Source organism: Streptomyces ortus (genome assembly GCF_026341275.1).
Classification (GTDB): domain Bacteria; phylum Actinomycetota; class Actinomycetes; order Streptomycetales; family Streptomycetaceae; genus Streptomyces; species Streptomyces ortus.
The window spans coordinates 6,806,301-6,832,042 of sequence record NZ_JAIFZO010000002.1; the positions used below are offsets into that span (position 1 = coordinate 6,806,301).

Annotated in this window: 18 protein-coding genes and 1 pseudogene; 16 read left to right on the forward strand and 3 right to left on the reverse strand. The window is 70.8% G+C overall.

What is annotated here, in order from left to right:
* Positions 1 to 15: 15 nt before the first annotated feature.
* Together K3769_RS33015 and K3769_RS33020 are read right to left on the reverse strand one after the other, a co-directional pair.
* Positions 16 to 984: an AurF N-oxygenase family protein gene (locus tag K3769_RS33015; protein WP_267029913.1), complete on the reverse strand. Its 969-nt coding sequence runs from the start codon at positions 982 to 984 to the stop codon at positions 16 to 18.
* A gap of 143 nt (positions 985 to 1,127) precedes the next feature.
* Positions 1,128 to 2,654 (reverse strand): flavin-containing monooxygenase, encoded by a 1,527-nt coding sequence (locus tag K3769_RS33020; protein ID WP_267029914.1) that lies wholly within the window; start codon positions 2,652 to 2,654, stop codon positions 1,128 to 1,130.
* A 334-nt stretch (positions 2,655 to 2,988) separates the two neighbouring features.
* Between K3769_RS33020 and K3769_RS33025 the strand changes: the two genes are divergently transcribed.
* From K3769_RS33025 to K3769_RS33100, 16 genes and pseudogenes are all read left to right on the forward strand, one after another.
* Entirely contained in the window at positions 2,989 to 4,170 is a 1,182-nt protein-coding gene (locus tag K3769_RS33025; RefSeq protein ID WP_267029915.1) for an ROK family protein, read from the forward strand.
* A 149-nt stretch (positions 4,171 to 4,319) separates the two neighbouring features.
* Positions 4,320 to 5,837, forward strand: a complete 1,518-nt coding sequence (locus K3769_RS33030; protein WP_267029916.1) for a sugar ABC transporter ATP-binding protein — start codon at positions 4,320 to 4,322, stop codon at positions 5,835 to 5,837.
* Positions 5,834 to 6,853 (forward strand): ABC transporter permease, encoded by a 1,020-nt coding sequence (locus K3769_RS33035; RefSeq protein WP_267029917.1) that lies wholly within the window; start codon positions 5,834 to 5,836, stop codon positions 6,851 to 6,853. The genes K3769_RS33030 and K3769_RS33035 overlap by 4 nt, the downstream gene beginning before the upstream one ends.
* A gap of 136 nt (positions 6,854 to 6,989) precedes the next feature.
* Positions 6,990 to 8,027, forward strand: a complete 1,038-nt coding sequence (locus tag K3769_RS33040) for a substrate-binding domain-containing protein (RefSeq protein WP_267029918.1) — start codon at positions 6,990 to 6,992, stop codon at positions 8,025 to 8,027.
* Between the two features lie 132 nt (positions 8,028 to 8,159).
* Positions 8,160 to 9,392, forward strand: a complete 1,233-nt coding sequence (locus K3769_RS33045) for a Gfo/Idh/MocA family protein (RefSeq protein ID WP_267029919.1) — start codon at positions 8,160 to 8,162, stop codon at positions 9,390 to 9,392.
* Positions 9,393 to 9,407: 15 nt separating this feature from the next.
* Positions 9,408 to 10,412, forward strand: a complete 1,005-nt coding sequence (locus K3769_RS33050; protein WP_107016863.1) for a sugar phosphate isomerase/epimerase family protein — start codon at positions 9,408 to 9,410, stop codon at positions 10,410 to 10,412.
* Between the two features lie 212 nt (positions 10,413 to 10,624).
* On the forward strand, positions 10,625 to 13,087 hold the full coding sequence (locus tag K3769_RS33055) for a PQQ-dependent sugar dehydrogenase (protein WP_267031634.1): 2,463 nt from the start codon (positions 10,625 to 10,627) through the stop codon (positions 13,085 to 13,087).
* Positions 13,088 to 13,122: 35 nt separating this feature from the next.
* The gene (locus K3769_RS33060) at positions 13,123 to 14,553 is read left to right on the forward strand and encodes a ThuA domain-containing protein (RefSeq protein WP_267029920.1); all 1,431 of its coding nucleotides are present in this window, start codon (positions 13,123 to 13,125) and stop codon (positions 14,551 to 14,553) included.
* Positions 14,554 to 14,731: 178 nt separating this feature from the next.
* Positions 14,732 to 15,943, forward strand: a complete 1,212-nt coding sequence (locus tag K3769_RS33065; protein WP_267029921.1) for an inositol-3-phosphate synthase — start codon at positions 14,732 to 14,734, stop codon at positions 15,941 to 15,943.
* A 305-nt stretch (positions 15,944 to 16,248) separates the two neighbouring features.
* Entirely contained in the window at positions 16,249 to 17,364 is a 1,116-nt protein-coding gene (locus K3769_RS33070) for an SCO3242 family prenyltransferase (protein WP_372515092.1), read from the forward strand.
* Positions 17,361 to 18,324 (forward strand): annotated as a pseudogene (locus tag K3769_RS33075) (sugar phosphate isomerase/epimerase family protein). The gene K3769_RS33070 and the pseudogene K3769_RS33075 overlap by 4 nt, the downstream one beginning before the upstream one ends.
* On the forward strand, positions 18,321 to 19,058 hold the full coding sequence (locus K3769_RS33080) for an EboA domain-containing protein (RefSeq protein WP_267029922.1): 738 nt from the start codon (positions 18,321 to 18,323) through the stop codon (positions 19,056 to 19,058). The pseudogene K3769_RS33075 and the gene K3769_RS33080 overlap by 4 nt, the downstream one beginning before the upstream one ends.
* The gene (locus tag K3769_RS33085) at positions 19,058 to 20,029 is read left to right on the forward strand and encodes a TatD family hydrolase (RefSeq protein ID WP_267029923.1); all 972 of its coding nucleotides are present in this window, start codon (positions 19,058 to 19,060) and stop codon (positions 20,027 to 20,029) included. The genes K3769_RS33080 and K3769_RS33085 overlap by 1 nt, the downstream gene beginning before the upstream one ends.
* Before the next feature lie 3 nt (positions 20,030 to 20,032).
* On the forward strand, positions 20,033 to 21,202 hold the full coding sequence (gene eboE, locus K3769_RS33090) for a metabolite traffic protein EboE (protein ID WP_267029924.1): 1,170 nt from the start codon (positions 20,033 to 20,035) through the stop codon (positions 21,200 to 21,202).
* 131 nt (positions 21,203 to 21,333) lie between these two features.
* Positions 21,334 to 22,770 (forward strand): alkaline phosphatase family protein, encoded by a 1,437-nt coding sequence (locus K3769_RS33095; RefSeq protein WP_372515182.1) that lies wholly within the window; start codon positions 21,334 to 21,336, stop codon positions 22,768 to 22,770.
* 177 nt (positions 22,771 to 22,947) lie between these two features.
* Entirely contained in the window at positions 22,948 to 24,123 is a 1,176-nt protein-coding gene (locus K3769_RS33100; RefSeq protein WP_267029925.1) for a sugar phosphate isomerase/epimerase family protein, read from the forward strand.
* Between the two features lie 223 nt (positions 24,124 to 24,346).
* On the opposite strand, the gene K3769_RS33105 is transcribed toward K3769_RS33100, so the two are convergent.
* Positions 24,347 to 25,735, reverse strand: coding sequence for an OFA family MFS transporter (locus K3769_RS33105; RefSeq protein WP_267029926.1), 1,389 nt, complete (start codon positions 25,733 to 25,735; stop codon positions 24,347 to 24,349).
* Positions 25,736 to 25,742: the final 7 nt, after the last annotated feature.

Sequence of the window (25,742 nt, forward strand, 5' to 3'; positions counted from 1 at the left end):
GCTGGTGGGGACGGCTCAGTCGGTGTGCAGGGCGGGCTCACCGCGGAAGCGCGCCGGGCGGCCGTCGATGCGCAGGGCCCGCCACAGCGGACGGGACACCTTGTTCATCAGGCCGATGTCGTGAGCGAGCATCCGCACGTCGGAGAAGAGGTCGTGGAGCATGCGCTGCCCGGCCTCGGACTTCCAGAAGACGTCCTTGATCACCCAGGCCGGGATGCCGACCTGCGCGGCGGACTTCCGGTCGGGGATCATGATGACGTCGCACAGGGTCCGCATGATCAGCGGGAAGAGGAGGGACAGGGCGCCTCGGCGGACCTTCCCGAACCGCGGCACGCGCAGACGCAGGAACTCATGGGCGAAGGAGATGTGCCTGGCCTCCTCGGCGATGTGGATCTGCATGATCCGCTGCGGCAGGGGGTGCACCGGTTCCCCGCTGCGCAGGGCGCCCTTCTGCAGGTGGTCGATGGGCTCCTCGCCCGCCAGGATGCCGGTGAAGAACGCCTCGGGGTAGAGGGAACCGGCCAGCGGCAGGACCCGGCTGAGCTGCCGGAACCAGCGCTTGCCGCCCGCGGTGTCCACGCCGGTGCGGTTGACCAGCTCCTGGAACATCTGGGTGTGGTGGGTCTCCTCGGTGATCTCGTGCGTGAGATACCTGAACTCCTGGTCGCGGTTGTCCAGTTGGTAGACGTAGTCCAGGGCTCCGCGCATCAGGAGGTTCTCGAACTGCATGCCGACCTTCGCGATGACCGCCCAGCGCCAGATCCCGATCCGGATCCGGGCTTCGAGCGGCTGCTCCTGGTACCAGGGGTGGGCGCCCAGGGCGTCCGCGCTGGTCAGCACCCAGCGGGGGTCGTCGAGGTCCACGGCGAACTCGGGATCGTCCCACTTGATGTCCGTGAAGGCGTTGAAGTTGACGTTCACGGAGCCCTCGGACAGGGTCCGCAGGCGCTCGTCGTAGAGCTTCCTGGTCAGGTTCGCGGTCATCTTCGTCCTCGGTTGTCTGCTCGGCCGCCATGGGGGGAGGCGGGTGCGCGGGCCGGTGCGGTGGAGCGGTGTGCTGCGGTGCTTCGAGGTCGTGGGGGGCGGGTCGTGCGGGTGGGGCGGGCCTGGCGGCGCGCGCCGGACGGTCAGGCGACGCGAGGGGTTTCCGCCGCGTCGTCCGTGGTGGAGGTGTGCGCGGCGGCCAGGGACCCCGCCTTGGCGAAGTGCAGCGGGCCGTCCTCGATGGGGGCGTCCTGGAGCATGGCGCGGTCGCGGTAGTAGTTGTTCCACAGCCGCCACGGGGCCCGAGTGCCCTGGCGCGGCATGACCTCGTCGGCCCGGGAGATGTAGCCGGAGGTCAGCGCCTCGCCCATGACGGAGGCCGCCGAGCGGTCACCGCCGGAGGCCAGCGGGGTGGCGACGTCGTGCCCGTGGCGCCGCATGTGCGCGATGAGCCGGGCGGTGTAGTCGGCCGCCAGGTCCGCCTTGAGGGTCCAGGAGGCGTTGGTGTAGCCGATGACGAGGGACATGTTGGGCACGCCCTCCAGCAGGACCGCCTTGTAGAGGACGCGGTTCCTGACGTCCACCGGGCGGCCGTCCACGGTGAGCGCCATACCGCCCAGGAGCTGGACGGTCAGCCCCGTTGCGGTGACGACGATGTCGGCCTTCAGCTCCTCGCCGGACTTCAGGCGGATGCCGTCGGCGGTGAAGGTGTCGATGTGACCGGTGGCGATCGACGCCTTCTTGTTCTTGAGCACCTTGAACAGGTCGCCGCCGGGGACGACGCACAGCCGCTGGTCCCAGGGCTTGTAGTGCGGGCTGAAGTGGCGCATGTCGACGTCCTTGCCCGCCCGGGCCCGTACCAGGCCGAGGAGGATCCGGCGGGCCAGGCGGGGGTACTTGCGGCAGAAGGCGTAACTCCCGCGCTGCAGCGCGATGTTGCGGGCCCGGGCGATCCGGTGCGTCAGGCGGGCCGGGGCGCGCAGCAGTTGCAGGACCCGGGTGAGCGGGTCGATCTCGGGCAGTCCGAGGATGTAGGTGGGGGAGCGCTGCAGCATGGTGACGTGCGCCGCGTCGTCGGCCATCGCGGGCAGCAGGGTGATGGCGGTGGCCCCCGAACCTATGACGACCACGCGCCGCCCGGTGTGGTCCAGGTCCTGCGGCCACTGCTGCGGATGGACGAGGGTGCCCCGGAAGTCCGCCTCGCCGGGAAACTGCGGGCGGTAGGGGGTGTCGTAGTCGTAGTAGCCGGTCGAGCCGACGACGTAGCCCGCGCTGTACGTCTCGCGCCCGCCGGTGCTCTCGTCCTCGACCTCGACGGTCCAGCGGCCGGTGGCGTGCGAGAAGTCGGCGCTGACCGCCCGGCGGCGGAAGCGGATGTGCTCCAGTACGCCGTCCTCGACCGCGGTGTCCTCGACGTACTGCCGGATCCGCGGCCCGTCGGCGAGGATGCGCGCCTCGTGCCAGGGGCGGAACCCGAATCCGAAGGTGTGCATGTCGGAGTCGGAGCGGATGCCGGGGTACCGGAAGAGGTCCCAGGTGCCACCGACGCGGGCGCGGCGTTCCAGGACGACGAGTGAGGCGCCGGGAATGGCACGCAGTACGTGGCAGGCGGCACTGACGCCGGAGATTCCGGCGCCGATGACCAGGACGTCGACGTGCTGCTGCTCCATCGCAGATTCCTCACTGACGGCTGCTACTGACGGCTACTACTGATGACTGCTGCTGACGACTACTCAGAAACGTGGCTCGATTTCAGCGCGCTCCCCGCAACTTACCTGCGACACCATGTTTCAGATACCCCCGGTAACGTGTCGTGGGTCACACTGTCCGTCGCGTGGATCAAGGGGTCCAGGTCGCGCCCGGCACCTCCCTTTGTCCACTCAGTGGAAAAAGTCGTAGGTAAATCCTGCGCAACTTCTTCCCAGCCCCGGCAGCCACTGCTACGTTCCCCTCGAAAGACAACGACGGCGGTGCCGATGAGGCGGGGAGGGGCTCGTGAGACGCATGACAGCGCGACCCGGGAACGCCCATCAGGCGCGGCTGCTCACACTGCTGCGTGACGGCGGCCCCAACTCGCGGGCGCAGCTGGGGGACCAGGTCGACCTCTCACGGTCCAAGCTGGCCGTGGAGGTCGAACGACTCCTGGAGACCGGCCTCGTGGTGGCCGACGGACTCGCCGCCTCCCGCGGCGGCCGCAGGTCCCACAACATCCGGCTCGCCCCGGCGCTGCGCTTCCTGGGCGTCGACATCGGGGCCACCTCGATAGACGTGGCTGTCACCAACGCGGAGCTGGAGGTGCTGGGACACATCAACCAGCCCATGGACGTACGCGAGGGCCCGGTCGCGGTCTTCGAGCAGGTCCTGTCCATGGCGGCGAAGCTGAAGGCATCGGGACTCGCCGAGGGGTTCGACGGCGCCGGCATCGGGGTACCCGGTCCGGTTCGCTTCCCCGAGGGCGTTCCGGTCGCCCCGCCGATCATGCCGGGCTGGGACGGCTTCCCCGTCCGCGAGGCGCTGAGTCAGGACCTCGGCTGCCCCGTCATGGTCGACAACGACGTGAACCTGATGGCGATGGGGGAGCAGCACGCGGGCGTGGCCCGCTCCGTGGGCGACTTCCTCTGCGTCAAGATCGGTACCGGTATCGGCTGCGGGATCGTCGTCGGCGGTGAGGTCTACCGCGGTACGACGGGCAGCGCGGGCGACATCGGCCACATCCAGGCCGTACCGGACGGCCGCCCGTGCGCGTGCGGCAACCGGGGCTGCCTGGAGGCCCACTTCAGCGGGGCGGCCCTGGCCCGCGACGCCACGGACGCCGCTCAGCAGGGGCTGTCCCAGGAACTCGCGGCACGACTGGAGGCGGCGGGCGCCCTGAGCGCCGTCGACGTCGCCGCCGCCGCTGCCGCGGGCGACGCCACCGCACTCGATCTGATCCGCGAGGGCGGTACCCGCACCGGCCAGGTCATCGCCGGACTCGTCAGCTTCTTCAACCCGGGCCTGGTGGTCATCGGCGGCGGAGTGACCGGCCTCGGCCACACCCTGCTCGCCGCGATCCGCACCCAGGTCTACCGCCAGTCGCTGCCTCTCGCGACCGGCAATCTGCCCATCGTGCTGGGGGAGTTGGGCCCCACCGCCGGAGTCATCGGCGCGGCCCGCCTCATCAGCGACCACCTGTTCTCACCCGCGTAGCACCCGCTTCAGAGCCGCACACACGCCACATCTCCCTGAGCCGACCCCGTAACCGGTAAGCACCTCGTCCCGAGCCGCCACCCACCTGGCCTCGCCCTGCCTCACTCCGCCCTGCCCTGAAACCGGCCCACATGCCGAGGGGAACCGTCATGGCACCAGAACCACCCCTTCTCACGATGTCCGGCATCACCAAGTCGTTCCCCGGTGTCCGGGCCCTCGACGGCGTCGACCTCGACGTCCTGCCCGGCGAAGTGCACTGCCTGCTCGGCCAGAACGGCGCCGGAAAGTCCACCCTCATCAAGGTCCTGGCCGGCGCCCACCAGCCGGACGACGGCGCCATCGGCTGGCGCGGCGAGCAGGTCACCCTGCGCTCGCCGATCGCCGCGATGCGCCTGGGCATCGCCACCATCTACCAGGAACTCGACCTGGTGGAGGGCCTGTCGGTGGCCGAGAACGTCTACCTCGGCCATGAACCGACCTCCGCCGGATTCGTCGTACGCGGCAAGGACGCGCGGGCGTCGACCGCCGCGCTCCTCAAGCGGCTCGGACACCCGGAGATCGATCCGGCGCGGCTCGTCGGCGAACTGTCGGCCGCCCACCAGCAGATCGTCTCCATGGCCCGGGCGCTCTCCCACGACGTACGCCTCATCGTCATGGACGAACCGTCCGCGGCCCTGGACCCGGACGAGGTCGACAACCTCTTCCGCATCGTCGGGGACCTCACCGCCGAGGGCGTCGCCGTCGTCTACATCTCGCACCGCCTGGAGGAGATCCGCCGCATCGGCGACCGGGTCACCGTCCTCAAGGACGGCCGCGCGGTGGCGAACGGACTGCCCGCGGAGTCGACGCCGACCCGCGAGGTCGTCGCCCTGATGACCGGCCGGAACGTCGAGTACGTCTTCCCGCCGCGACCGGGACCCCAGGACCTCCCCGAGCCGGTGCTTGAGGTCCAAGGGCTCTCGCGGCAGGGCGAGTTCGAGTCGCTCGACCTCACCCTGCGCCCCGGCGAGATCGTCGGCCTCGCGGGGCTCGTCGGCTCCGGCCGCTCCGAGATCCTGGAGACCATCTACGGCGCCCGCAAACCCACCACCGGACAAGTGCGGGTACAGGGACGTCAGTTGAAACCGGGTAGTGTCCGGGCCGCCGTCGCCGCCGGACTCGGCCTCGCCCCCGAGGAACGCAAGGCGCAGGCCCTGCTGATGCTGGAGTCCGTCACCCGGAACGTCTCTGTGTCCTCCATGTCCCGCTTCAGTTACGGCGGTTGGCTGGACCGGAGCGCCGAACGGGACGCGGCGCGCAAGGCGACCCGCGAACTGTCGCTGCGCCCCGACAATCCGTCCGCCCTCATCCGCACCCTTTCCGGCGGCAACCAGCAGAAGGCGGTCCTCGCCCGCTGGCTGCTGCGCGGCTGCCGGGTCCTGCTGCTCGACGAACCCACCCGCGGCGTCGACGTCGGCGCCCGCGCCGAGCTGTACGCCGTCATCCGCCGCCTCGCCGACGAAGGCCTGGCCGTGCTCATGGTCTCCAGCGAAGTCCCCGAGGTCCTCGGCCTCGCCGACCGCGTCCTGGTGCTCCGAGAGGGCCGGGTCGTCCACCGGGCGCCCGCCCAGGAGCTCGACGAACACCGCGTACTCGACCTCGTCATGGAAGGAAGCCCGGCGTCATGACGCAGCCCGTGTCCCCGCCCCGGGACGACACCCCGAAGCTGTCATCGCAGGCGGACCCCAGCCCCTGGCGGGCGGTCGTGGCCCGCGCCGACGTGCGCACCCTGTCACTGCTCGGTGTGCTCGCCGCCCTGATCCTCATCGGAGGCATCACCAAGCCCGACGAGTTCCTCGACACCCGCAACCTCCAACTCGTCCTGACCCAGGCCTCGGTGATCGGCGTCGTCACCGTCGGGATGACCTTCGTCATCACCTCGGGCGGCATCGACCTGTCCGTCGGCGCGATCGTGGCCCTCGCCTCGGTCTGGGCGACCACCGTCGCCACCCAGGACTTCGGATTCGTGGGGGTCCTCTTCACGGCGGTGCTCGTCGGTGTCGGCTGCGGCCTCGTGAACGGGGTGCTGATCGCGTACGGCGCCATGGTCCCGTTCATCGCGACCCTCGCCATGCTCGCCTCGGCCCGCGGCCTCGCCCTGCAGATCACCGACGGCAACACCCAGGTCGTCACCATCGACGGCATCCTCGACCTCGGCGAGCGGGACTCCTACATCCTCGGCATCCCGCCGCTGGTCCTGATGTTCGCGGTCGTGACGATCATCGGCTGGCTCGTGCTCAACCGCACCACCTTCGGGCGGCGCACGGTGGCCGTCGGCGGCAACGCGGAGGCGACCCGGCTCGCCGGCATCGACGTACGCCGCCAGCGCCTGTACCTCTACCTGCTCTCCGGACTGTGCTGCGGCATCGCGGCCTTCATGCTGATCATCCTGTCCGGCTCGGGCCAGAACACCAACGGCAACCTGTACGAACTCGACGCCATCGCCGCGGCCATCATCGGCGGCACCCTGCTCAGCGGGGGGCGCGGCACCATCGTCGGCTCGGTGCTCGGGGTGCTGATCTTCACCACGATCACCAACATCTTCGCCCTGAACAACCTGCAGAGCGACGTCCAGCAGATCGCCAAGGGGGCGATCATCGTCGCCGCCGTGCTCGTCCAGCGCCGCACCGCGAACACCACGTAGAGCCGCACCGCGAACACCGCGCAGAGCCGCACGCGCGGTACCTGAAGCAGCACTCGGAACGGCACCCCGCACCCCCGTACGACCGCACGGCCCTCGACGACCCGAGGGACTCGCCTTGAGGAAAGGGACCACCGCCATGCCAGAGCTCACGAGCCGCAGAGGACTGCTCTTCGGCACCGCCGCCGTCTCGGCCGGTGTCCTCCTCACCGGTTGCACCAGCAACGACACCAAGGATGAACCGGCCTCCAACGACCAGCCGGCCGCCGACGACAAGAAGGGCAAGCAGGTCACCATCGGCTTCGCCGGCCCGCAGGCCGACCACGGCTGGCTCAACGCGATCAACGACAACGCGAAGAGCCGCGCCAAGAAGTACGAGGACGTGACACTGGAGATCACCGAGGGCTCCAACGACACCGCGGCCCAGATCGGCCAGATAGAGACGCTGATCAACAAGAAGGTCGACGTCCTGGTCATCCTGCCCGCCGACGGCAAGGCGCTCACCCAGGTCGGCCTCAAGGCCATGCGCGCCGGCATCCCGGTGGTCAACCTCGACCGCATCTTCAACTCCCCGCAGGCGTACCGCTGCTACATCGGCGGCGACAACTTCGGCATGGGCCTCAATGCCGGGCACTACATCGGCGAGCAGCTCAAGGACAAGAAGAACGCCAAGGTCATCGAACTGGCCGGACTCGACAACCTGGAACTCACCAAGCAGCGCACGGCCGGCTTCGACGCGGCCCTGAAGAACTACCCGAACGTCAAGAAGGTGGCCCGCCAGGCCGCCGAGTTCACCGTCGAGTCGGGACAGGCCAAGATGTCCCAGCTGCTGCAGGCCCAGTCGAGCTTCGACGCGCTGTGGAACCACGACGACGACCAGGGCGTCGGCGCCCTGCGCGCCATCGAGCAGGCCGGCCGGGACGACTTCATCATGGTCGGTGGAGCGGGCTCGCTCTCCGCCATGCAGGCCATCGAGGCCGACAACAGCGTCCTCAAGGCCACCGTCCTGTACCCGCCGACCATGGCCGCGTCGGCGATCGACCTCGCCCGCGCGCTCGGCCAGGGCAAGGGCGTCAGCGGCCTCGCGGAGTTCGAGATCCCCTCGTCCCTGACGCTCTACTCGGCGGTCGTGGACAAGGAGAACGTCAAGACGTACCTGCCCACCGGGTTCAAGTAGGCCGCGCTCCCTTGCTCCCAGGGGCGCGGAGGACCGCGCGGCCGGCCACGGCGGACCCGCAGTCCTCGTACCGCCGCACCCGGGCGGAGCGCCCCGCCCCCCACGCGCCACGACGAAGAGGAGGACCTCCGCATGGCACAGCCGCAGCAGCCCGACGAGGCACAGGCCGGGGCACAGGCAGGGGCACTGGCCACCAGGCCCCCGCTGGGCGTGGGCATGGTCGGATACGCGTTCATGGGCGCCGCCCACTCCCAGGGCTGGCGCACCGCGGACCGCGTCTTCGACCTCCCGCTCCGCCCCGTCCTCGCCGCTGTCTGCGGCCGTGACGCGGGAGCCGTGAGAACGGCGGCCGACCGGCTCGGCTGGGCGTCCGCCGAGACCGACTGGCGGGCCCTGATCGCCCGTGACGACGTCGACCTCGTCGATGTCTGCACCCCCGGCGACAGCCACGCCGAGATCGCCATCGCCGCGCTCGCCGCGGGCAAGCACGTGCTGTGCGAGAAGCCCCTCGCCAACACCGTCGAGGAGGCCGAGGCGATGACCGAGGCCGCCGAGGCCGCGGCGGCGCGCGGCCAGGTGGCGATGGTCGGCTTCAACTACCGCCGGGTGCCCGCGACGGCACTGGCCAGGAAGATGGTCGCCGAGGGCCGCATCGGAGCACTGCGGCACGTACGGGTGACGTACCTTCAGGACTGGCTGGTGGACCGGGAGTTCCCGCTCACCTGGCGGCTGCGCAAGGAGACGGCGGGCTCCGGCGCGCTCGGCGACCTCGGCGCCCACATCGTCGACCTCGCCCAGTACCTGGCGGGCGAACCGGTGACCGGGGTGTCCGCGCTCACCGAGACCTTCGTACGGGAGCGCCCGCTGCTCTCCGGGGCGTCCAGCGGCCTCTCGGCGGCCGGCGGCGGCGAACTCGGGCCCGTCACGGTCGACGACGCCGCCCTGTTCACCGCGCGGTTCGCCTCCGGAGCCCTCGCGTCCTTCGAGGCCACCCGGTTCGCGACCGGCCGCAAGAACTCCCTGCGTATCGAACTCAACGGCGAGAAGGGCTCGTTGGCCTTCGACCTGGAACGCCTCAACGAACTCTCGTACCACGACGGCACGGAGCCGGCCACGCACGCGGGCTTCCGCCGCATCCTCGTCACCGAACCCGACCACCCGTACCTGGAGGCCTGGTGGCCGCCGGGCCACGGCCTCGGCTACGAGCACACCTTCGTGCACCAGGCCCGCGACCTGGTCCACGCGATCGCGGAGGGCGGCCGGCCACTGCCGTCCTTCGCCGACGGGCTGCAGGTGCAGCGCGTCCTCGCGGCGGTCGAGGAGAGCGCCGAGAAGAACTCCGTCTTCACCCCCGTAGCCAGCTGAGGAGGGCAAGTCCCCATGCCGCGCACCTTCACGCTCTTCACCGGCCAGTGGGCCGACCTACCGCTCGAAGAGGTCTGCCGCCTCGCCCGCGACTTCGGGTACGACGGACTCGAACTCGCCTGCTGGGGCGACCACTTCGAGGTCGACAAGGCCCTCGCGGACCCCGGTTACCTGGACTCGCGGCGGGAACTGCTCGACAAGTACGGCCTCAAGTGCTGGGCCATCTCCAACCACCTGGTCGGCCAGGCCGTCTGCGACGCCATCATCGACGAACGCCACCAGGCGATCCTGCCCGCCCGCATCTGGGGCGACGGCGAGGCCGAGGGCGTACGGCAGCGGGCGGCGGCCGAGATCGCCGACACCGCACGGGCCGCCGCGGCCTTCGGCGTCGACACCGTCATCGGCTTCACCGGCTCCGCGATCTGGCACCTGGTCGCGATGTTCCCGCCCGCCCCCGAGTCGATGATCGAGCGCGGCTACCAGGACTTCGCCGACCGCTGGAACCCCATCCTCGACGTCTTCGACCACGAGGGCGTGCGGTTCGCCCACGAGGTCCACCCCAGCGAGATCGCGTACGACTACTGGACGACCAAGGAGGCGCTCAAGGCGGTCGACCACCGGCCGGCCTTCGGGCTGAACTTCGACCCCTCGCACTTCGTCTGGCAGGACCTCGACCCGGTCGGCTTCCTCTACGACTTCCGCGACCGGATCTACCACGTCGACTGCAAGGAGGCGCGCAAACGCCTCGACGGCCGCAACGGCCGCCTCGGCTCGCACCTCCCGTGGGGCGATCCTCGCCGCGGCTGGGACTTCGTGTCCGCGGGCCACGGCGACGTGCCGTGGGAGGACGTGTTCCGGATGCTGCGCTCCATCGACTACACGGGACCGATCTCGGTCGAGTGGGAGGACGCGGGCATGGACCGCCTCCAGGGCGCACCCGAGGCACTCACCCGCCTCAAGGCCTTCGACTTCGAACCGCCCACCGCGTCCTTCGACGCGGCCTTCGGCGGCAACGACTAGCCACCCCCCTCGCAGAGTTCTCTCTCCGGGGTGACGGCGCACCCCGGCGTATCGCACCCGCAGGAACCACCAGCCCCATTCTGGAGGCACCCGTGCACGCGAACGACCCCACCAGCACCAACAGAACCGAGAACCACAGAGCCGACAGTCATGGCTCGGACGGTCACGGCTCCGACAGCCACGGCTCCGACCGTCACAGAGGCCGTCCGAAGATACGGTTCCGCAAGGCGCTCGCCCTGCTCACCGGCGCACTCCTCGCCGGTGCCTCGCTCACCCTCGCCACACCCCCGGCGGGCGCGGCGACCGCGGACCCGGGCGCGGCCCCCACCGCCCCGGCCGCGTCCGCCGCGGAGGACTTCCAGCAGGTAACCCTCGCCAAGGGAGAGGCCGAGACCGGCGAGCCCATGTCGCTGGCCGTCCTCCCGGACCGCTCCGTGCTGCACACCTCACGCGACGGCGAACTGCGGATCACCGACAGCGCGGGCAACACCCGCCTGGCCGGCAAGCTCGACGTCTACTCGCACGACGAGGAAGGCCTCCAGGGCGTCGGCATCGACCCCGGCTTCGCCGACAACCGCTTCATCTACCTCTACTACGCCCCGCCGCTCGACACCCCGGCGGGCGACGCCCCCGAGACGGGCACCGCGGCCGACTTCGCGCCCTTCGACGGAGTCAACCGCCTCTCCCGCTTCGTTCTGAAGGCGGACGGCACCCTCGACAACGCCAGCGAGAAGAAGATCCTCGACGTCCCCGCGACCCGCGGCATCTGCTGCCACGTCGGCGGCGACATCGACTTCGACGCGGACGGCAACCTCTACCTGTCGACCGGTGACGACTCCAACCCGTTCCAGTCGGACGGCTACGCGCCCATCGACGAGCGCGCCGACCGCAACCCCGTCTTCGACGCCCAGCGCACCTCCGGCAACACCAACGACCTGCGCGGCAAGATCCTGCGCGTCAAGGTGAACGCCGACGGCTCGTACGACATCCCCGACGGCAACCTCTTCGCGCCCGGCACGGACAAGACCCGCCCCGAGATCTACGCGATGGGCTTCCGCAACCCGTTCCGCTTCAGCGTCGACAAGAAGACCGGCATCCTCTACGTCGGCGACTACGGCCCGGACGCCGGCGCCGCAGACCCCGCGCGCGGCCCCGCCGGACAGGTCGAGTTCGCCCGCGTGACCGAGCCGGGCAACTTCGGCTGGCCGTACTGCACCGGCGACAACGACGCCTACGTGGACTACGACTTCGCGACGAAGACCTCGGGCGCCTCCTTCGACTGCGCCGCGCCCAAGAACACCTCGCCGAACAACACCGGTCTCACCGACCTGCCCCCGGCCCAGGCCGCCTGGATCCCCTACGACGGCGGCTCGGTGCCCGAGTTCGGCACCGGCTCCGAGTCCCCGATGGGCGGACCGGTCTACCACTTCGACCCCTCCCTCGACTCGCCCGTCAAGTTCCCCGAGGCCTACGACGGGGACTTCTTCGCCGGTGAGTTCGGCCGCCGCTGGATCAAGCGGATCTCGTCGGACGCCGACGGCACCGTCCAGTCCATCAACGACGTGCCCTGGACCGGTACCCAGATCATGGACATGGCCTTCGGCCCGGACGGCGCCCTCTACGTCCTCGACTACGGCGTCTCCTGGTTCGGCGGCGACGAGAACTCCGCCCTCTACCGCATCGAGAACGCCACCGACGGCCACTCGCCCGTGGCACAGGCCGCGGCCGACAAGCAGTCCGGACAGGCACCCCTGAAGGTCAAGTTCTCCTCGGCCGGCTCCACGGACGCCGACGGCGACACCCTCACGTACAGCTGGGACTTCGGCGACGGCGGCACGTCGACGTCGGCCAACCCGACGCACACGTACAAGGCGAACGGCACCTACACCGCGACTCTGACGGCGAAGGACCCCGACGGCCGCACCGGCAGTTCCAGCGTGCAGATCGTCGTCGGCAACACCGCCCCCAAGGTGACCCTCCAACTCCCCGGAGACGGCCAGCTGTTCGCTTTCGGTGAGGCGGTGCCCTTCAAGGTGAAGGTGACCGACCCGGAGGACGGCACCATCGACTGCGCCAAGGTGAAGGTCACCTTCGTCCTCGGCCACGACAGCCACGGCCACCCGGTGACCTCGGCCAACGGCTGCTCCGGAACCATCCAGACCAGCGCCGACGGCGGCCACGACGAGGACGCCAACATCTTCGGTGTCTTCGACGCGGAGTACACCGACGGCGGTGGCGGCGGCCAGCAGGCCCTCACCACCCACGACCAGTCCGTCGTCCAGCCCAAGCACCGCCAGGCCGAGCACTTCGGCAAGTCCGAGGGCGTGACCGTCACGGAGCGGGCCGGCGCGCACGGCGCCAAGACCGTCGGCGACATCCACAACAAGGACTGGATCTCCTTCGAGCCGTACGTCCTGAGCAACGCCACCAAGCTCACGGCACGCGTCTCCTCCGCCGGCACGGGCGGCAAGCTCGAAGTCCGCGCGGGCTCGCCCACCGGACGCCTCCTCGGCACCGCGACCGTCCCGGTGACCGGCGGCTGGGAGACCTTCCAGGACGTCACCGCCTCCCTGTCCAAGGCACCGCGGGGCACGACCACGCTCTACCTCGTCTTCAAGGGACGCGGCACCGGGGCCCTGTACGACGTGGACGACTTCACCTTCACCACCCGCTGACCGCCGATCCGCTGATTCGCTGAGGGAGGTCTTTCATGCGAGCAACTGGCCGTACCGTGACCGCGGTGATCGGCGCCGCCCTGCTCATCGGGTGTGTGTCGGGACCGGCGGCGTCGAAGGGTCCGAACGAAACGAACGGTCCGAACGGATCGCACGGATCGCACGGAACGCACGGCCCGAAGGGGCACTCGGCCGGCGACCGGGTCCTGGTGTTCTCCGAGACCGCCGGGTTCCGGCACGACTCCATCCCGGAGGGCATCGCCGCGGTGAAGGCACTCGGGGCCGAACACGGCTTCGCCGTCGACGCCACCGAGGACTCGCGCGCCTTCTCCGCGCGGAACCTCGCCCGCTACGACGCCGTGGTGTTCCTCTCCACGACCGGGGACGTCCTCACCGACGGACAGCAGAAGGCGTTCGAGCGGTACATCGGGCGGGGCGGCGGTTACGTGGGCATCCACGCCGCCGCCGACACCGAGTACGACTGGGAGTTCTACGGCGGCCTGGCCGGCGCCTACTTCCAGTCGCACCCGGCGATCCAGCCCGCCCGCGTCGAGGTCGAGGACCGGGGCCACCCCGCCACCTCGCACCTCGGGGAGTCCTGGAACCGCACGGACGAGTGGTACAACTACCGCTCCAACCCGCGCGACCGGGCCCATGTACTGGCTTCGCTCGACGAGTCGTCGTACACCGGCGGCACGATGAGCGGCGACCATCCGATCGCCTGGTGCCAGGAGTACAAGGGCGGCCGTTCCTTCTACACGGGCAGTGGCCACACCAAGGAGTCGTACGCCGATCCCGCCTTCCGACAGCACCTGCTGGGCGGCATCCGCTGGGCCGTCGGCGACACCCAGGCCGACTGCCGTCCGGAGAAGGGCTACACACCGCTCTTCGACGGAAGTGCCGAGTCACTGTCCGCCTGGAAGCAGGCGGGACCGGGTTCGTTCTCGCTCTCGGACGACGGGACACTCACGTCGTCCGGCGGCCTGGGCCTTCTCTGGTACGACGCCTCACAGTTCGGCTCGTACTCACTGAAGCTCGACTGGAGGATGGCGAGTGCGTCCGGCGACGACAACTCCGGTGTCTTCGTGGGCTTCCCGGCCTCCGAAGACCCGTGGTCTGCCGTCGACAACGGGTACGAGGTCCAGATCGACGCGACCGACGCCCCCGACCGCACCACCGGGGCCGTGTACAGCTTCCAGTCCGCCGACATCAAGAAGCGCGACCGTGCGCTGAACCCGCCGGGGGAGTGGAACACGTACGAGATCCGCGTGGAGGGTGAACGACTCCGCGTCTACCTCAACGGCGTGAAGATCAACGACTACACCAACACCGATCCGGCGCGGAGCCTGCGGGACGGTCATGTCGGCATCCAGAACCACGGTGCCGAGGACCGGGTGTCCTTCCGCGACGTCCGGATCAAGGAACTGCCGGTGCGGCCGGTGCGAACCGCCGCGCACGGCGACTGAACGGCGGCGGGCGGGGGACGCCGGACCCCCGCCCGCCGTCTCGACCTTCCCACCTTCACCTTCACCTTCACCCTCCATCCTCCACCTCCACCTCCACCCTCCGGCACCGGCTTTTCCGCGGTGAGTCCGCGTTGCCGAGTTCGCGTCGTCGAGTTCGCGTTTGAAAGGGAGGCTGCCCATGTCCGCCGAACCGTCTGTTTCCCCTTCGCGGGTCGGAGTGTGGCTGATCGGAGCACGGGGCTCCGTCGCCACGACCGCCGTCGCGGGCTGCGCGGCCGTCACGGCCGGGCTCCATCCACCGACCGGCATGGTGACCGAGACCGGCGCCTTCCACGAGGCGGGTCTGCCCTCCCTGCCCTCGCTCGTCTTCGGCGGCCACGACGTCGTCGACTGCCCCCTCCCCAAACGCGCCGAGTCGCTCGCCGCGGGAGGTGTCCTGCCCCACGACCTGCCCTCGGCCGTGTCCGCCGAACTGGCCGCCGCCGACCGGGAGATCAGGATCGGCGGCCCGCTCCCCGGCGACACACGGACCGAGGACGAACTCATCGAGGCCCTCGCCGAGGACATCCGCGACTTCGCCCACCGGCACGGACTCGCCAGAACCGTCGTGGTGAACGTGTCCTCCACGGAACCCGTCCCCGAGGGCGACACCCTCCCCGCCAGCTCCCTGTACGCCGCCGCCGCACTGCGGGCCGGCTGCCCCTACGTCAACTTCACCCCGTCCGCGGGCCTGCACCACCCGCGCCTCGCACCCGCGGCGGCCTCGTCCGGCCTGCCGTACGCCGGCCGGGACGGCAAGACGGGCCAGACCCTCCTGCGCTCCGTCCTCGGCCCGATGTTCGCGCAACGCGCCCTGGCTGTCCGCGCCTGGTCCGGTACGAACCTGCTCGGCGGCGGTGACGGCGCGGCCCTCGCCGACCCGGCCGCCGCAGCCGCCAAGAACGCCGGCAAGGAACGCGTCCTCGCCGACACCCTCGGCACGGTCCCCCAGGGCGAGACCCACATCGACGACGTACCGTCCCTCGGCGACTGGAAGACCGCCTGGGACCACATCGCCTTCGACGGCTTCCTCGGCACCCGGATGGTCCTCCAGACGACCTGGCAGGGCTGCGACTCCTCCCTCGCCGCCCCGCTGATCCTGGACCTGGCCCGCCTGACCGCCCGCGCCCACGAACTCGGCATCTCGGGCCCCCTCACCGAACTCGGCTTCTACTTCAAGGACCCGGTGGGGAACGGGCCCGCCCCCCTCGGCGAGCAGTACGCCCACCTGATCGACTTCGCCGAACGCCTGCGTGCAACCGCGCGACCGCCGGGGCCGGGGGCTCCCTCGGCGGGCCACGTGAACCCGGACGGCACGGCCCCGCAAGGAGCAGCGGGTGAGCACCGATGAGCGGCCTGCGCGGACTGCTACGCCCCGGGCGGGGCGTGGTGACCGGGGCGAGCGGGGCGAGCGGGCCACGGGGAGCGTCCGGCGCACGCGGCGCATTCGGGGTTCGTGGTGTGTCCGGTTGGTGGGAACGGCTCGGGTTGCCCGCCGGACAGGGAGCACCGAACCGCTCCGGCTCCGGCACGGGCTCCGGCACACCACGGAAGCTCGCAGCCGTCGCTGTCGCGGGGGCACCGCGACAGACTGCCGCCGAGCCGACTGCGACCCCGACCACGGCTTCGATTCCTGAACCGGGTCGGCGGGACGCGGTGCCTGGACAGTCGCCGGAGCGGGGGCAGCGGACGAGGCCGAAGCGGCGCGCGCCGGGTGCGGGACTGCGCGCCTGGGTGGAACTCCTGCGCCTGCCCGCCCTGTTCACGGTCCCCGGCGACGCACTCGCGGGCGCCGCCGCCGCAGGGGTCCGCCCGAACTCCCGAACCCTGCTCGCCATCGGTTCCTCCCTGTGTCTGTACGAGGCCGGTATGGCCCTCAACGACTGGGCCGACCGCGCCGAGGACGCCGTCGACCGCCCGCACCGCCCCCTGCCCTCCGGCCGTGTGAAGCCGGCCGCCGCTCTGGCGGCAGCCGGGGGCCTGACCCTGGCGGGCCTGGCCCTCGCGTCCCGCGCGGGCCGCCGACCGCTCGCGGTCGCCGGCGCCCTGGCGGCCACGGTCTGGTCGTACGACCTGGTCCTCAAGCACACGCCCGCCGGGCCGCCGGCGATGGCCGCCGCCCGGGGCCTGGACCTCCTCCTCGGCGGGGTGGCCTCGGGCGGCGACACCCGCAAGGCGGTGCCGTCCGCACTGACCCTGGCCACCCACACCCTGGCCGTCACCACGGTCTCCCGCCACGAGACCCAGGGCGGCTCCCCGTGGGCCCCGCTGACCGCCCTGGCCACGACGACAGCCCTGACCTGGTCCCTCACCCGCGACAACGGGACGCGCGACACCCGGACCCGTGACGTCCTCAACCGCGAGGACGGGACGCGCGGCGACCTGATGCGCTACGACCTGATGCGCTACGACCGGACCCGCCACGACCGGACCCCCGCCACCCCCGGGAACGGCCGCCCACCGGAGAACGCGCCGACCGCTCTCCAGCACAGGCGCCCCCCGCCCAGGCCCGGCGGAGTCAACCTGAACATCGCCACCCTGAGCGGAGCCCTCACCACCCTCTACGCCGTCACCTCCGCCCGCCCCCTCCTGCACGCCGCCATGAACCCGTCACCCCCACTGACCCAGAGAGCCGTCGGCGGCGGGATCCGCGCGATGATCCCGCTCCAGGCGGCCCTCGCCGCCCGCTCCGGAGCACCCGTCACGGCCCTGCTGACGGCAGCCCTCGCCCCGGCCGCCCGCAGGTTCAGCCGAAAGGTGAGCGTGACATGAACCCTCAGCCCAGCCCGCACCCACCACCCCCCACCCTCACCCTCCGCTTCTCGTACGGCACCAACGGTCTGACCGACCTGCGCCTGGACGACGCCCTCACTCCTCGCCGACCTCGGCTACGACGGCGTGGGACTGACCCTCGACCACATGCACCTCGACCCCTTCGCCCCCGGCCTCGCCGCCCGCGTCCGCGCCCTCGCCGGCAGACTGGACGAACTCGGCCTGGGCGTCACCCTGGAGACCGGCGCCCGCTACGTGCTCGACCCGAGGCGCAAGCACGGCCCGTCCCTCCTCGACCCGGACCCGGACCAGCGGGCCCGGCGCGTCGACCTCCTCCTCCGAGCCGTCCGGATCGCGAGCGACCTCGGCGCCCACGCGGTGCACTGCTTCAGCGGCGTCCTCCCGGCGGACGAGTCCGGCACGGTCGCCGAGGACACCGCCTGGAAGCGTCTCGCCGAAGCACTCACCCCCGTCGTCGACGCGGCCACCACCGCCGGGATCCCCCTCGCCGTCGAACCGGAACCCGGTCACCTCCTCGCCACACTCGACGACTTCCACCGTCTTCGCACCACACTCGGCAGCCCGGACGCCCTCGGCCTCACCCTCGACATCGGCCACTGCCAGTGCCTCGAACCGCAGTCACCCGCCGACTGCGTACGCGCCGCCGCGCCCTGGCTCAAGCACGTCCAGATCGAGGACATGCGCCGCGGCGTCCACGAACACCTCCCCTTCGGCGACGGGGAGATCGACTTCCCGCCCGTACTCGAAGCCCTCGCCGCCGTGGGCTACCAGGGCCTGGTCTCCGTCGAACTGCCCCGCCACTCCCACGCCGGCCCGCAACTCGCCCAGCAGTCCCTCCCGTTCCTCCAGCACGCGGCCTCGTCCCCCGTCTCCCGGGACATGCCCGACCACCTCCGGCCGGCCGGCCAAGGCGTCCTCCTCGAAGGGAGAACCTCGTGAACGACCTCCACGACGCCCCCGGCGGCGCCCGCACCACCCTCCCGGCGGAGACCCCGCCCGCCCTCGCCACCCTCCACGCCCGACTGAACTCCCTTCTCGACGGTGCCGCCCGCGCCTGGCTCGACCAGTCCCTCGACGAGGCGGCCACCCACCCGGGCACCCGCGGCCCCATCTCCGTGTGGGAACTGCGCATCGCCGAGGCGGGCCGACGCTGCGGACCCGAGTACGCGGAGGCGGCCCGTGTACTCATCCTCCACGCGGCCCGGGCCGACGCCCCGACCCTCGCCCGCGTCTACCGCCAGGGCACCGCCGACGAACGCCGCGCCGTCCTGGAGGCGCTGCCCCACCTCGTGACCGGCCCCGAGGCCCTGCCGATTGTCGAGGACGCCCTGCGCACCAACGACACCCGGCTGGTGGGCGCGGCCGTCGGCGCATACGCCGCCCGGCACCTGGACGCGCACAACTGGCGGCACGCCGTCCTGAAGTGCCTGTTCACCGGTGTGCCCGTGGATGCCGTGGCCGACCTTGCCCGCCGGGCCCACGACGACGCCGAACTCGCCCGCATGCTCGGCGACTACGCCGCCGAACGCACCGCCGCCGACCGCTCCGTCCCCCGCGACCTGCACCGCGTCCTGGCCCTCACCGGGCACCACGCCACCCCCACCGGAACCGACACGCCGGAGGACCCGACCACCCCCGACGGCGTGCGCGGCACCGAAGGCAAGGAGTCCTGATGCGCATCTTCGACCCCCACATCCACATGACGTCACGGACCACCGACGACTACGAGGCCATGTACGCCGCCGGCGTCCGTGCCGTCGTCGAACCCGCCTTCTGGCTCGGCCAGCCACGCACCTCACCCGCCTCCTTCTTCGACTACTTCGACGCCCTCCTGGGCTGGGAGCCCTTCCGGGCGGCCCAGTACGGCATCGCCCACCACTGCACCATCGCGCTCAACCCCAAGGAGGCCAACGACCCGCGCTGCGTACCCGTCCTCGACGAACTGCCGCGGTATCTCGTCAAGGACCATGTGGTGGCCGTCGGCGAGATCGGCTACGACTCGATGACACCCGCCGAGGACACCGCGCTGGCCGCACAGCTCCAGCTCGCCGCCGAGTTCGGGCTGCCCGCGCTGGTCCACACGCCGCACCGCGACAAGCTGGCGGGCCTGCGCCGCACCCTCGACGTGGTCCGGGAGTCCGCACTGCCCATGGACCACGTCCTGATCGACCACCTCAACGAGACGACGGTCAAGGAGGCCAAGGCCGGCGGCTGCTGGCTCGGCTTCTCCGTCTATCCGGACACCAAGATGGACGAGGAACGGATGGTCGCCGTCCTGCAGGAGTACGGACCGGAGAAGGTACTGGTCAACTCCGCCGCCGACTGGGGCAAGAGCGATCCGCTGAAGACCCGCAAGGTCGCCGACGCCCTGCTGAAGGCCGGATTCACCGAGGACGACGTCGACCGGGTGCTGTGGCGCAACCCCGTCGCCTTCTACGGCCTCAGCGGGCGCCTCGACCTCGACATCGCCGACACGGACGCCACCCACGAGGGCAACTCCGTCCTCCGAGGAGCCCCGAAAACCACCCCGGAGACCGGGACCGGGACCGCGACCGGGACCGGGACCGGGACCGGGACCGGAACCGCGAACGGGACCGCGACCGGAACCGGGACCGAGACCGCGCCCGTGACCACGGAGGCGTGACCGATGCGCTTCCGCCACCCCGACGGCTCCACAGTCCACCTCGCCTACTGCACCAACGTGCATCCCGCCGAAACCCTCGCCGGGGTCCGCGCCCAGCTCCGCGACCACTGCGAACCCGTGCGCAAACGGCTCGGCCGCGACCGGCTCGGCATCGGCCTGTGGCTCGCCAAGGACGCGGCCCGAGCCCTCGTCACCGACCCGTCCGCCCTGCGCGCCCTGCGCACGGAACTCGACGGCCGAGGCCTCGAAGTCGTCACCCTCAACGGCTTCCCCTATGAGGGATTCGGCGCCGAGGAGGTCAAGTACCGCGTCTACAAGCCGGACTGGGCCGACCCCGAACGTCTCGACCACACGACGGCCCTCGCCCGCCTGCTCGCCGGACTCCTCCCCGACGACGTCACCGAGGGCACCATCTCCACACTGCCGCTCGCCTGGCGCACCGCGTACGACGACGACCGCGCCGCTCTCGCCCACACCGCCCTGCGCACGCTCGCCGAACGCCTCGACGCGCTGGAGGAGCTGACCGGCCGCTCCATCCGTATCGGCCTGGAACCGGAACCCGGCTGCACCGTCGAGACCACGGCCGACGCCATCGCCCCGCTCGCCGCCATCGGCCGCGACCGCATCGGTATCTGCGTCGACACCTGCCACCTCGCCACCTCCTTCGAAGATCCGCACACCGCCCTGGACCGGCTGGCCGCCGCCGGCGTCCCCGTCGTCAAGTCCCAGCTGTCGGCCGCCCTGCACGCCGAACACCCTCACCTCCCCGAAGTCCGCGAGGCCCTCGCCGCGTTCGACGAACCCCGCTTCCTGCACCAGACACGCACTCTCACCGCTGCCGGGCTCCGCGGCACCGACGACCTCGGCGAGGCCATCAAGGAGGACGCGCTGCCCGACGCCTCCCCGTGGCGCGCCCACTTCCACGTGCCCCTGCACGCGGCTCCCGCCGCGCCCCTCACCTCCACGCTGCCGGTACTCAAGGACACGCTGACCCGGCTGGTCGGCGGCCCGCAGCCACTCACCCGCCACCTTGAGGTCGAGACCTACACCTGGCAGGCACTCCCGCCGGAGCTGCGCCCCCGCGCACGGGCCCAGCTCGCCGACGGCATCGCCGCCGAACTGATGCTCGCCCGCGACCTGTTGACGGACCTCGGCCTGAAGGAGCTGCCGTGAGCACCCCCAAGACCCCCGCCGAGCCCGCGACCGGGACCGCGGCTGTGCCCGAGACAGCGCCCGGGACCGCGACCGAGCCCGCGACCGAGCCCGCGGCTGTGCCCGAGACAGCGCCCGGGACCGCGACCGGGATCGCGACCGAGCCGGTACCCGAGCCGGTACCCGAGCCGGCCACCGCCGCCACCGGCCCTTCGTCTCCCACCCCTCTCCTCGTCCTGGACGTCGTCGGCCTCACCCCCCGTCTCCTCGACCACATGCCCCACCTCAAGTCCCTCGCCCAGTCGGGCTCACGGGCCCACCTCGGGACCGTGCTGCCCGCCGTCACCTGCGCCGCCCAGTCCACGTTCCTGACCGGCGCCCACCCCTCCGAGCACGGCATCGTCGGCAACGGCTGGTACTTCCGCGACCTCGGTGACGTCCTCCTGTGGCGCCAGCACAACGGCCTGGTGTCCGGCGACAAGATCTGGGACGCCGCCCGGCGCGTCCACCCCGGCTACACGGTCGCCAACATCTGCTGGTGGTACGCCATGGGCGCCGACACCGACATCACCATCACCCCCCGTCCGGTCTATTACGCCGACGGCCGCAAGGAACCCGACTGCTACACCCGGCCCCCGGCCCTGCACGACGAACTCACCGAGAAATTCGGCACGTTCCCGCTCTTCCACTTCTGGGGCCCCGGCGCAGACCTCGTCTCCAGCCAGTGGATCATCGACGCCACCCGTCACGTCATCGCCACCCGCCGACCGGACCTGACCCTCTGCTACCTCCCTCATCTCGACTACGACCTGCAGCGCTTCGGCCCCGACGACCCGCGCTCCCTGAAAGCCGCCGCAGACCTGGACGCGGCCATGGCCCCCCTGCTCGACGACGCCCGCGCCGAAGGCCGTACCGTCGTCGCCCTGTCCGAGTACGGCATCACCCGCGCGGACCGGCCCGTCGACATCAACCGCGCACTGCGCCGCGCCGGACTCCTTGAGGTGCACACCCAGGACGGCATGGAGTACCTGGACCCCATGACCTCGCGGGCCTTCGCCGTCGCCGACCACCAGATCGCCCATGTCTACGTCCGTCGCTCCGAGGACATGGAAGCCACCAAGGCGGCGCTCGCCGACCTGCCCGGCATCGAGCAACTTCTCGACGACGAGGGCAAGAAGACCCATCACCTCGACCATCCCCGCTCCGGCGAGCTGGTCGCCGTCGCGGAGCCGGACGCCTGGTTCACGTACTACTACTGGCTCGACGACGCCCGCGCGCCCGACTTCGCGCAGCTCGTCGAGATCCACCGCAAACCCGGCTACGACCCGGTCGAGCTTTTCATGGATCCGCTCGACCCGTACGTCAAGGTCAAGGCCGCGGGCGCGCTGGCCCGCAAGAAGCTCGGCATGCGCTACCGCATGGCGGTCGTGCCCCTCGATCCCTCACCTATTCGAGGCAGCCACGGCCGCCTCCCCCTGAGCGACGACGAAGGTCCGCTCATCATCTGCTCCACCCCCCGCGCTGTCGGCGACCGCGTCGCGGCCACCGATGTGAAATCCCTGCTGCTCGACCTGGCCGGCCTCGGGTGACAGCACCCGGGAACGACCGGACGGGCGAACACGAAAAGTGAAACACACGGCACCGACACCGTGCCCGGCCTGTGGATAACTCCGCACCGCCTCGCCGTCCCCGCTGGTCGAAGGCTTGCGGTCCCAGCCGGACACCGATCCCGCACTCGGCCGTACACCAACCGAAAGAGAGACACCGTGACCGCGTTCAACGACGAATCCGGATCCGGCGACGCCCTGCGTCGCACGCTCGGCGTCAACCGCCGCCGTTTCCTCAGCACCTGCACCGCCGTCGCCGCCGGGGCGGTCGCCGCCCCGGTGCTGGGAGCTTCCCCCGCCCTGGCCCAGGACCGGGGCAGAGGCCACAGCCATGACCACGGTCACGGCCGCGGTCACGTCCTCGTCCCGCCGGGCAAGCGCGGCATCATCCTCTACACCGTCCGCGACGCCACGGCCCGGGACCCGCTCGCCTCGGACCTGCCCTCGGGCTTCCGCGAGGTCTTCAAGCAGCTGGCCCGCCACGGATACCGCCAGGTGGAGTTCGCCGGATACAACCAGCACGCCAACGCGCCCGGCGGCGCCGGCCTGGAGTCCGTCGAGGGCGCCAGCCTGCTGCGTTCCTGGCTCGACGACTACGGGTTGCGCGCCCAGGGCAACCACGGTTTCATACCGCCCTCCTGGCCGCTGACCACCGCCGACCTGGACACCTTCAAGAAGCACCTGGAGATCGCCAACATCCTCGGCATGGACCACATGGGCACCGGCGGCGACCCCACCGGCAGCTCCTACCGGGCCGACTGGGACGTGGCGGCCGACAAGTGGAACGCGCTGGGCAGGATCGCCCGCCGCGAGGGCATCAAGCTGTACACGCACAACCACGACGCGGCGTACGGCTTCCTGCTCGACGGGGGCCCGCTGGACGACCAGGGCCGGCCCACCCGCAGCTCCGGCATCCGCAAGCTGGAGTACTTCCTGAAGGTCACCGACCCGAAGCTGGTCTGGCTGGAGATGGACATCTTCTGGGCACACGTGGCCCAGTACAAGTTCCACACCTACACCGCCCACGACGGGTCGACCCGGGAGAAGGTCTTCGACCCGGCGGGCCTCGTCGCCCGCCACAACAAGCGCTACCCGCTGTTCCACGCCAAGGACGGTGTGGTGAGCACCACCAACGGCATGGGCTACGACATGGTGCCCTTCGGAACGGGCGTCATCGACTACACCACGTTCTTCTCGCGGGTCGGCGAGCGGAATTACCACAACCCGATGGTCGAGGACGACAACTCGCCCAGCGCCACCGACCCCGCGCAGTCGCTGCGCGAGGCCAAGATCAGTTACGACAACCTCGCGGCCCTGCGCGCCAAGAAGCACTGACCCGGGACGCGTCCCGCACGCAGTTCCCACGCGTCCGGTAGGCATCCCGTAGGCATCCCGTAGGCGCCCCGGACGTACAACAGGCGGTCCTTCCCACGCACTGTCGTGGGGAGGACCGCCGTGGTTCTCAAGGACTCGGAGCGGATCGTCGGGGTCTTCAGGGTGCCCAGGGTGTCCTGAGCGTCCAGGACGTCGGGGACGGACGCGGCGTGGGGGACACGGGTCAGGCCGTCTCCTCACCGATGGGATGCGGGTTGGGCACGACGCGCTTGGGGTGGGGCCGGCCGGGAGCCCGGAGGAAGAGCGCCAGGACGGCGGAGCCGAGCCCGATGCTGCCGGCCAGCGCGAAGGCACCCCCGTAGCCCCAGGCGCCGACCACGATGGCGCCCACGCCGGAGCCGACGAGACCGGAGATCAGCTTGGAGCTGTAGACCATGCCGTAGTTGGAGGCGTTGTTGTTCTCACCGAAGTAGTCGGCCGTCATCGCGGCGAACAGCGGGAAGATCGCGCCGCCGCCGAAGCCGGAGATCATCGAGCAGACCAGGAAGAACGGCATCGAGCCGAGGTTCCCGGAGAAGAACACGCCGAACTGCGAGCAGCCGAGCACGACACAGACGATGACGAGGGTGTTCCGGCGGCCGTAGCGGTCCGAGATCCAGCCGATGACACCCCGGCCGGTGCCGTTCACGATGGCCTTGAGCGACATGGCGGTGGCCACGATGCCGCCGGCGAACCCCATCTCCTTACCGAAGGGGACCTGCATGGCGATACCGAAGATGTTGATGCCGGCCGTGCACAGCAGGCAGAACCACATCATCCACAGGACGGGCGTCCTGGCCGCCTCGCGCGGTGTGTACTGCTTGACCGCCGGCGGGTTCTTGGCCAGCGCCCGTACGACCCGGGGGTCGGTGGAGGTCTTCAGCGGGTCCACGTGCGCGGGCCACCAGTTCTTCGGCGGGTCCTTGAAGAACCAGCCCGCGAACGCGACGACCGTGCAGCAGATCACGCCTACGCAGACAAGCACCGTCTCGTAGTTGGACAGGTCCATGTACGAGGTGAACAGGAACACGAAGGGCACGGAACCGTAGGCGAAACCGCCGTTGACCATGCCGGTCTTGCCGCCCTTGCGCTCCGGATACCACTTGCCGACCATGTTCACGCAGGTCGCGTAGACGAGTCCGGCGCCGATGCCGCTGAACATGCCGAAGCCTATGTAGGCGACGATCACATGCGGGGCGTACGCCAGCGAGAGGTAGCCCAGGAGTGTGCCGCACGCGCCGAGCATCATGGCGTACCGCGCGGGCAGCCGTCCGCTCTCACGCAGTTGGCCGGCCGGGAAGGCCACGGCCGCCTGGAAGAAGATCCAGACGCCCATCAGCCAGAAGATGTGCCCACTGTTCCAGAGGTGGGCCTCGTGCAGGGTGTCCTCGGCGGAGGTGAACGCGTACTCCGAGGAGCTGATGCCGAGCATGCCCATCCAGGGGAAGAGCACCATGGTCCAGCGTGGTCGGCCCATGACGTCCCGGTCGGTCTCACCGATCCGGTACAGGCGGCCGTTGCGGTCCGTCACCTCCCTGTAGGGGACGGGTGTCGTGTAGTCGGTGGTTGTCATGTCTCGT

Coding starts and splice junctions, on each gene's coding strand:
- K3769_RS33015 (WP_267029913.1), bottom strand. CDS start 984: ATGACCGCGAACCTGACCAGGAAGCTCTACGACGAGCGCCTGCGGACC.
- K3769_RS33020 (WP_267029914.1), bottom strand. CDS start 2,654: ATGGAGCAGCAGCACGTCGACGTCCTGGTCATCGGCGCCGGAATCTCC.
- K3769_RS33025 (WP_267029915.1), top strand. CDS start 2,989: ATGACAGCGCGACCCGGGAACGCCCATCAGGCGCGGCTGCTCACACTG.
- K3769_RS33030 (WP_267029916.1), top strand. CDS start 4,320: ATGGCACCAGAACCACCCCTTCTCACGATGTCCGGCATCACCAAGTCG.
- K3769_RS33035 (WP_267029917.1), top strand. CDS start 5,834: ATGACGCAGCCCGTGTCCCCGCCCCGGGACGACACCCCGAAGCTGTCA.
- K3769_RS33040 (WP_267029918.1), top strand. CDS start 6,990: ATGCCAGAGCTCACGAGCCGCAGAGGACTGCTCTTCGGCACCGCCGCC.
- K3769_RS33045 (WP_267029919.1), top strand. CDS start 8,160: ATGGCACAGCCGCAGCAGCCCGACGAGGCACAGGCCGGGGCACAGGCA.
- K3769_RS33050 (WP_107016863.1), top strand. CDS start 9,408: ATGCCGCGCACCTTCACGCTCTTCACCGGCCAGTGGGCCGACCTACCG.
- K3769_RS33060 (WP_267029920.1), top strand. CDS start 13,123: ATGCGAGCAACTGGCCGTACCGTGACCGCGGTGATCGGCGCCGCCCTG.
- K3769_RS33065 (WP_267029921.1), top strand. CDS start 14,732: ATGTCCGCCGAACCGTCTGTTTCCCCTTCGCGGGTCGGAGTGTGGCTG.
- K3769_RS33085 (WP_267029923.1), top strand. CDS start 19,058: ATGCGCATCTTCGACCCCCACATCCACATGACGTCACGGACCACCGAC.
- eboE (WP_267029924.1), top strand. CDS start 20,033: ATGCGCTTCCGCCACCCCGACGGCTCCACAGTCCACCTCGCCTACTGC.
- K3769_RS33105 (WP_267029926.1), bottom strand. CDS start 25,735: ATGACAACCACCGACTACACGACACCCGTCCCCTACAGGGAGGTGACG.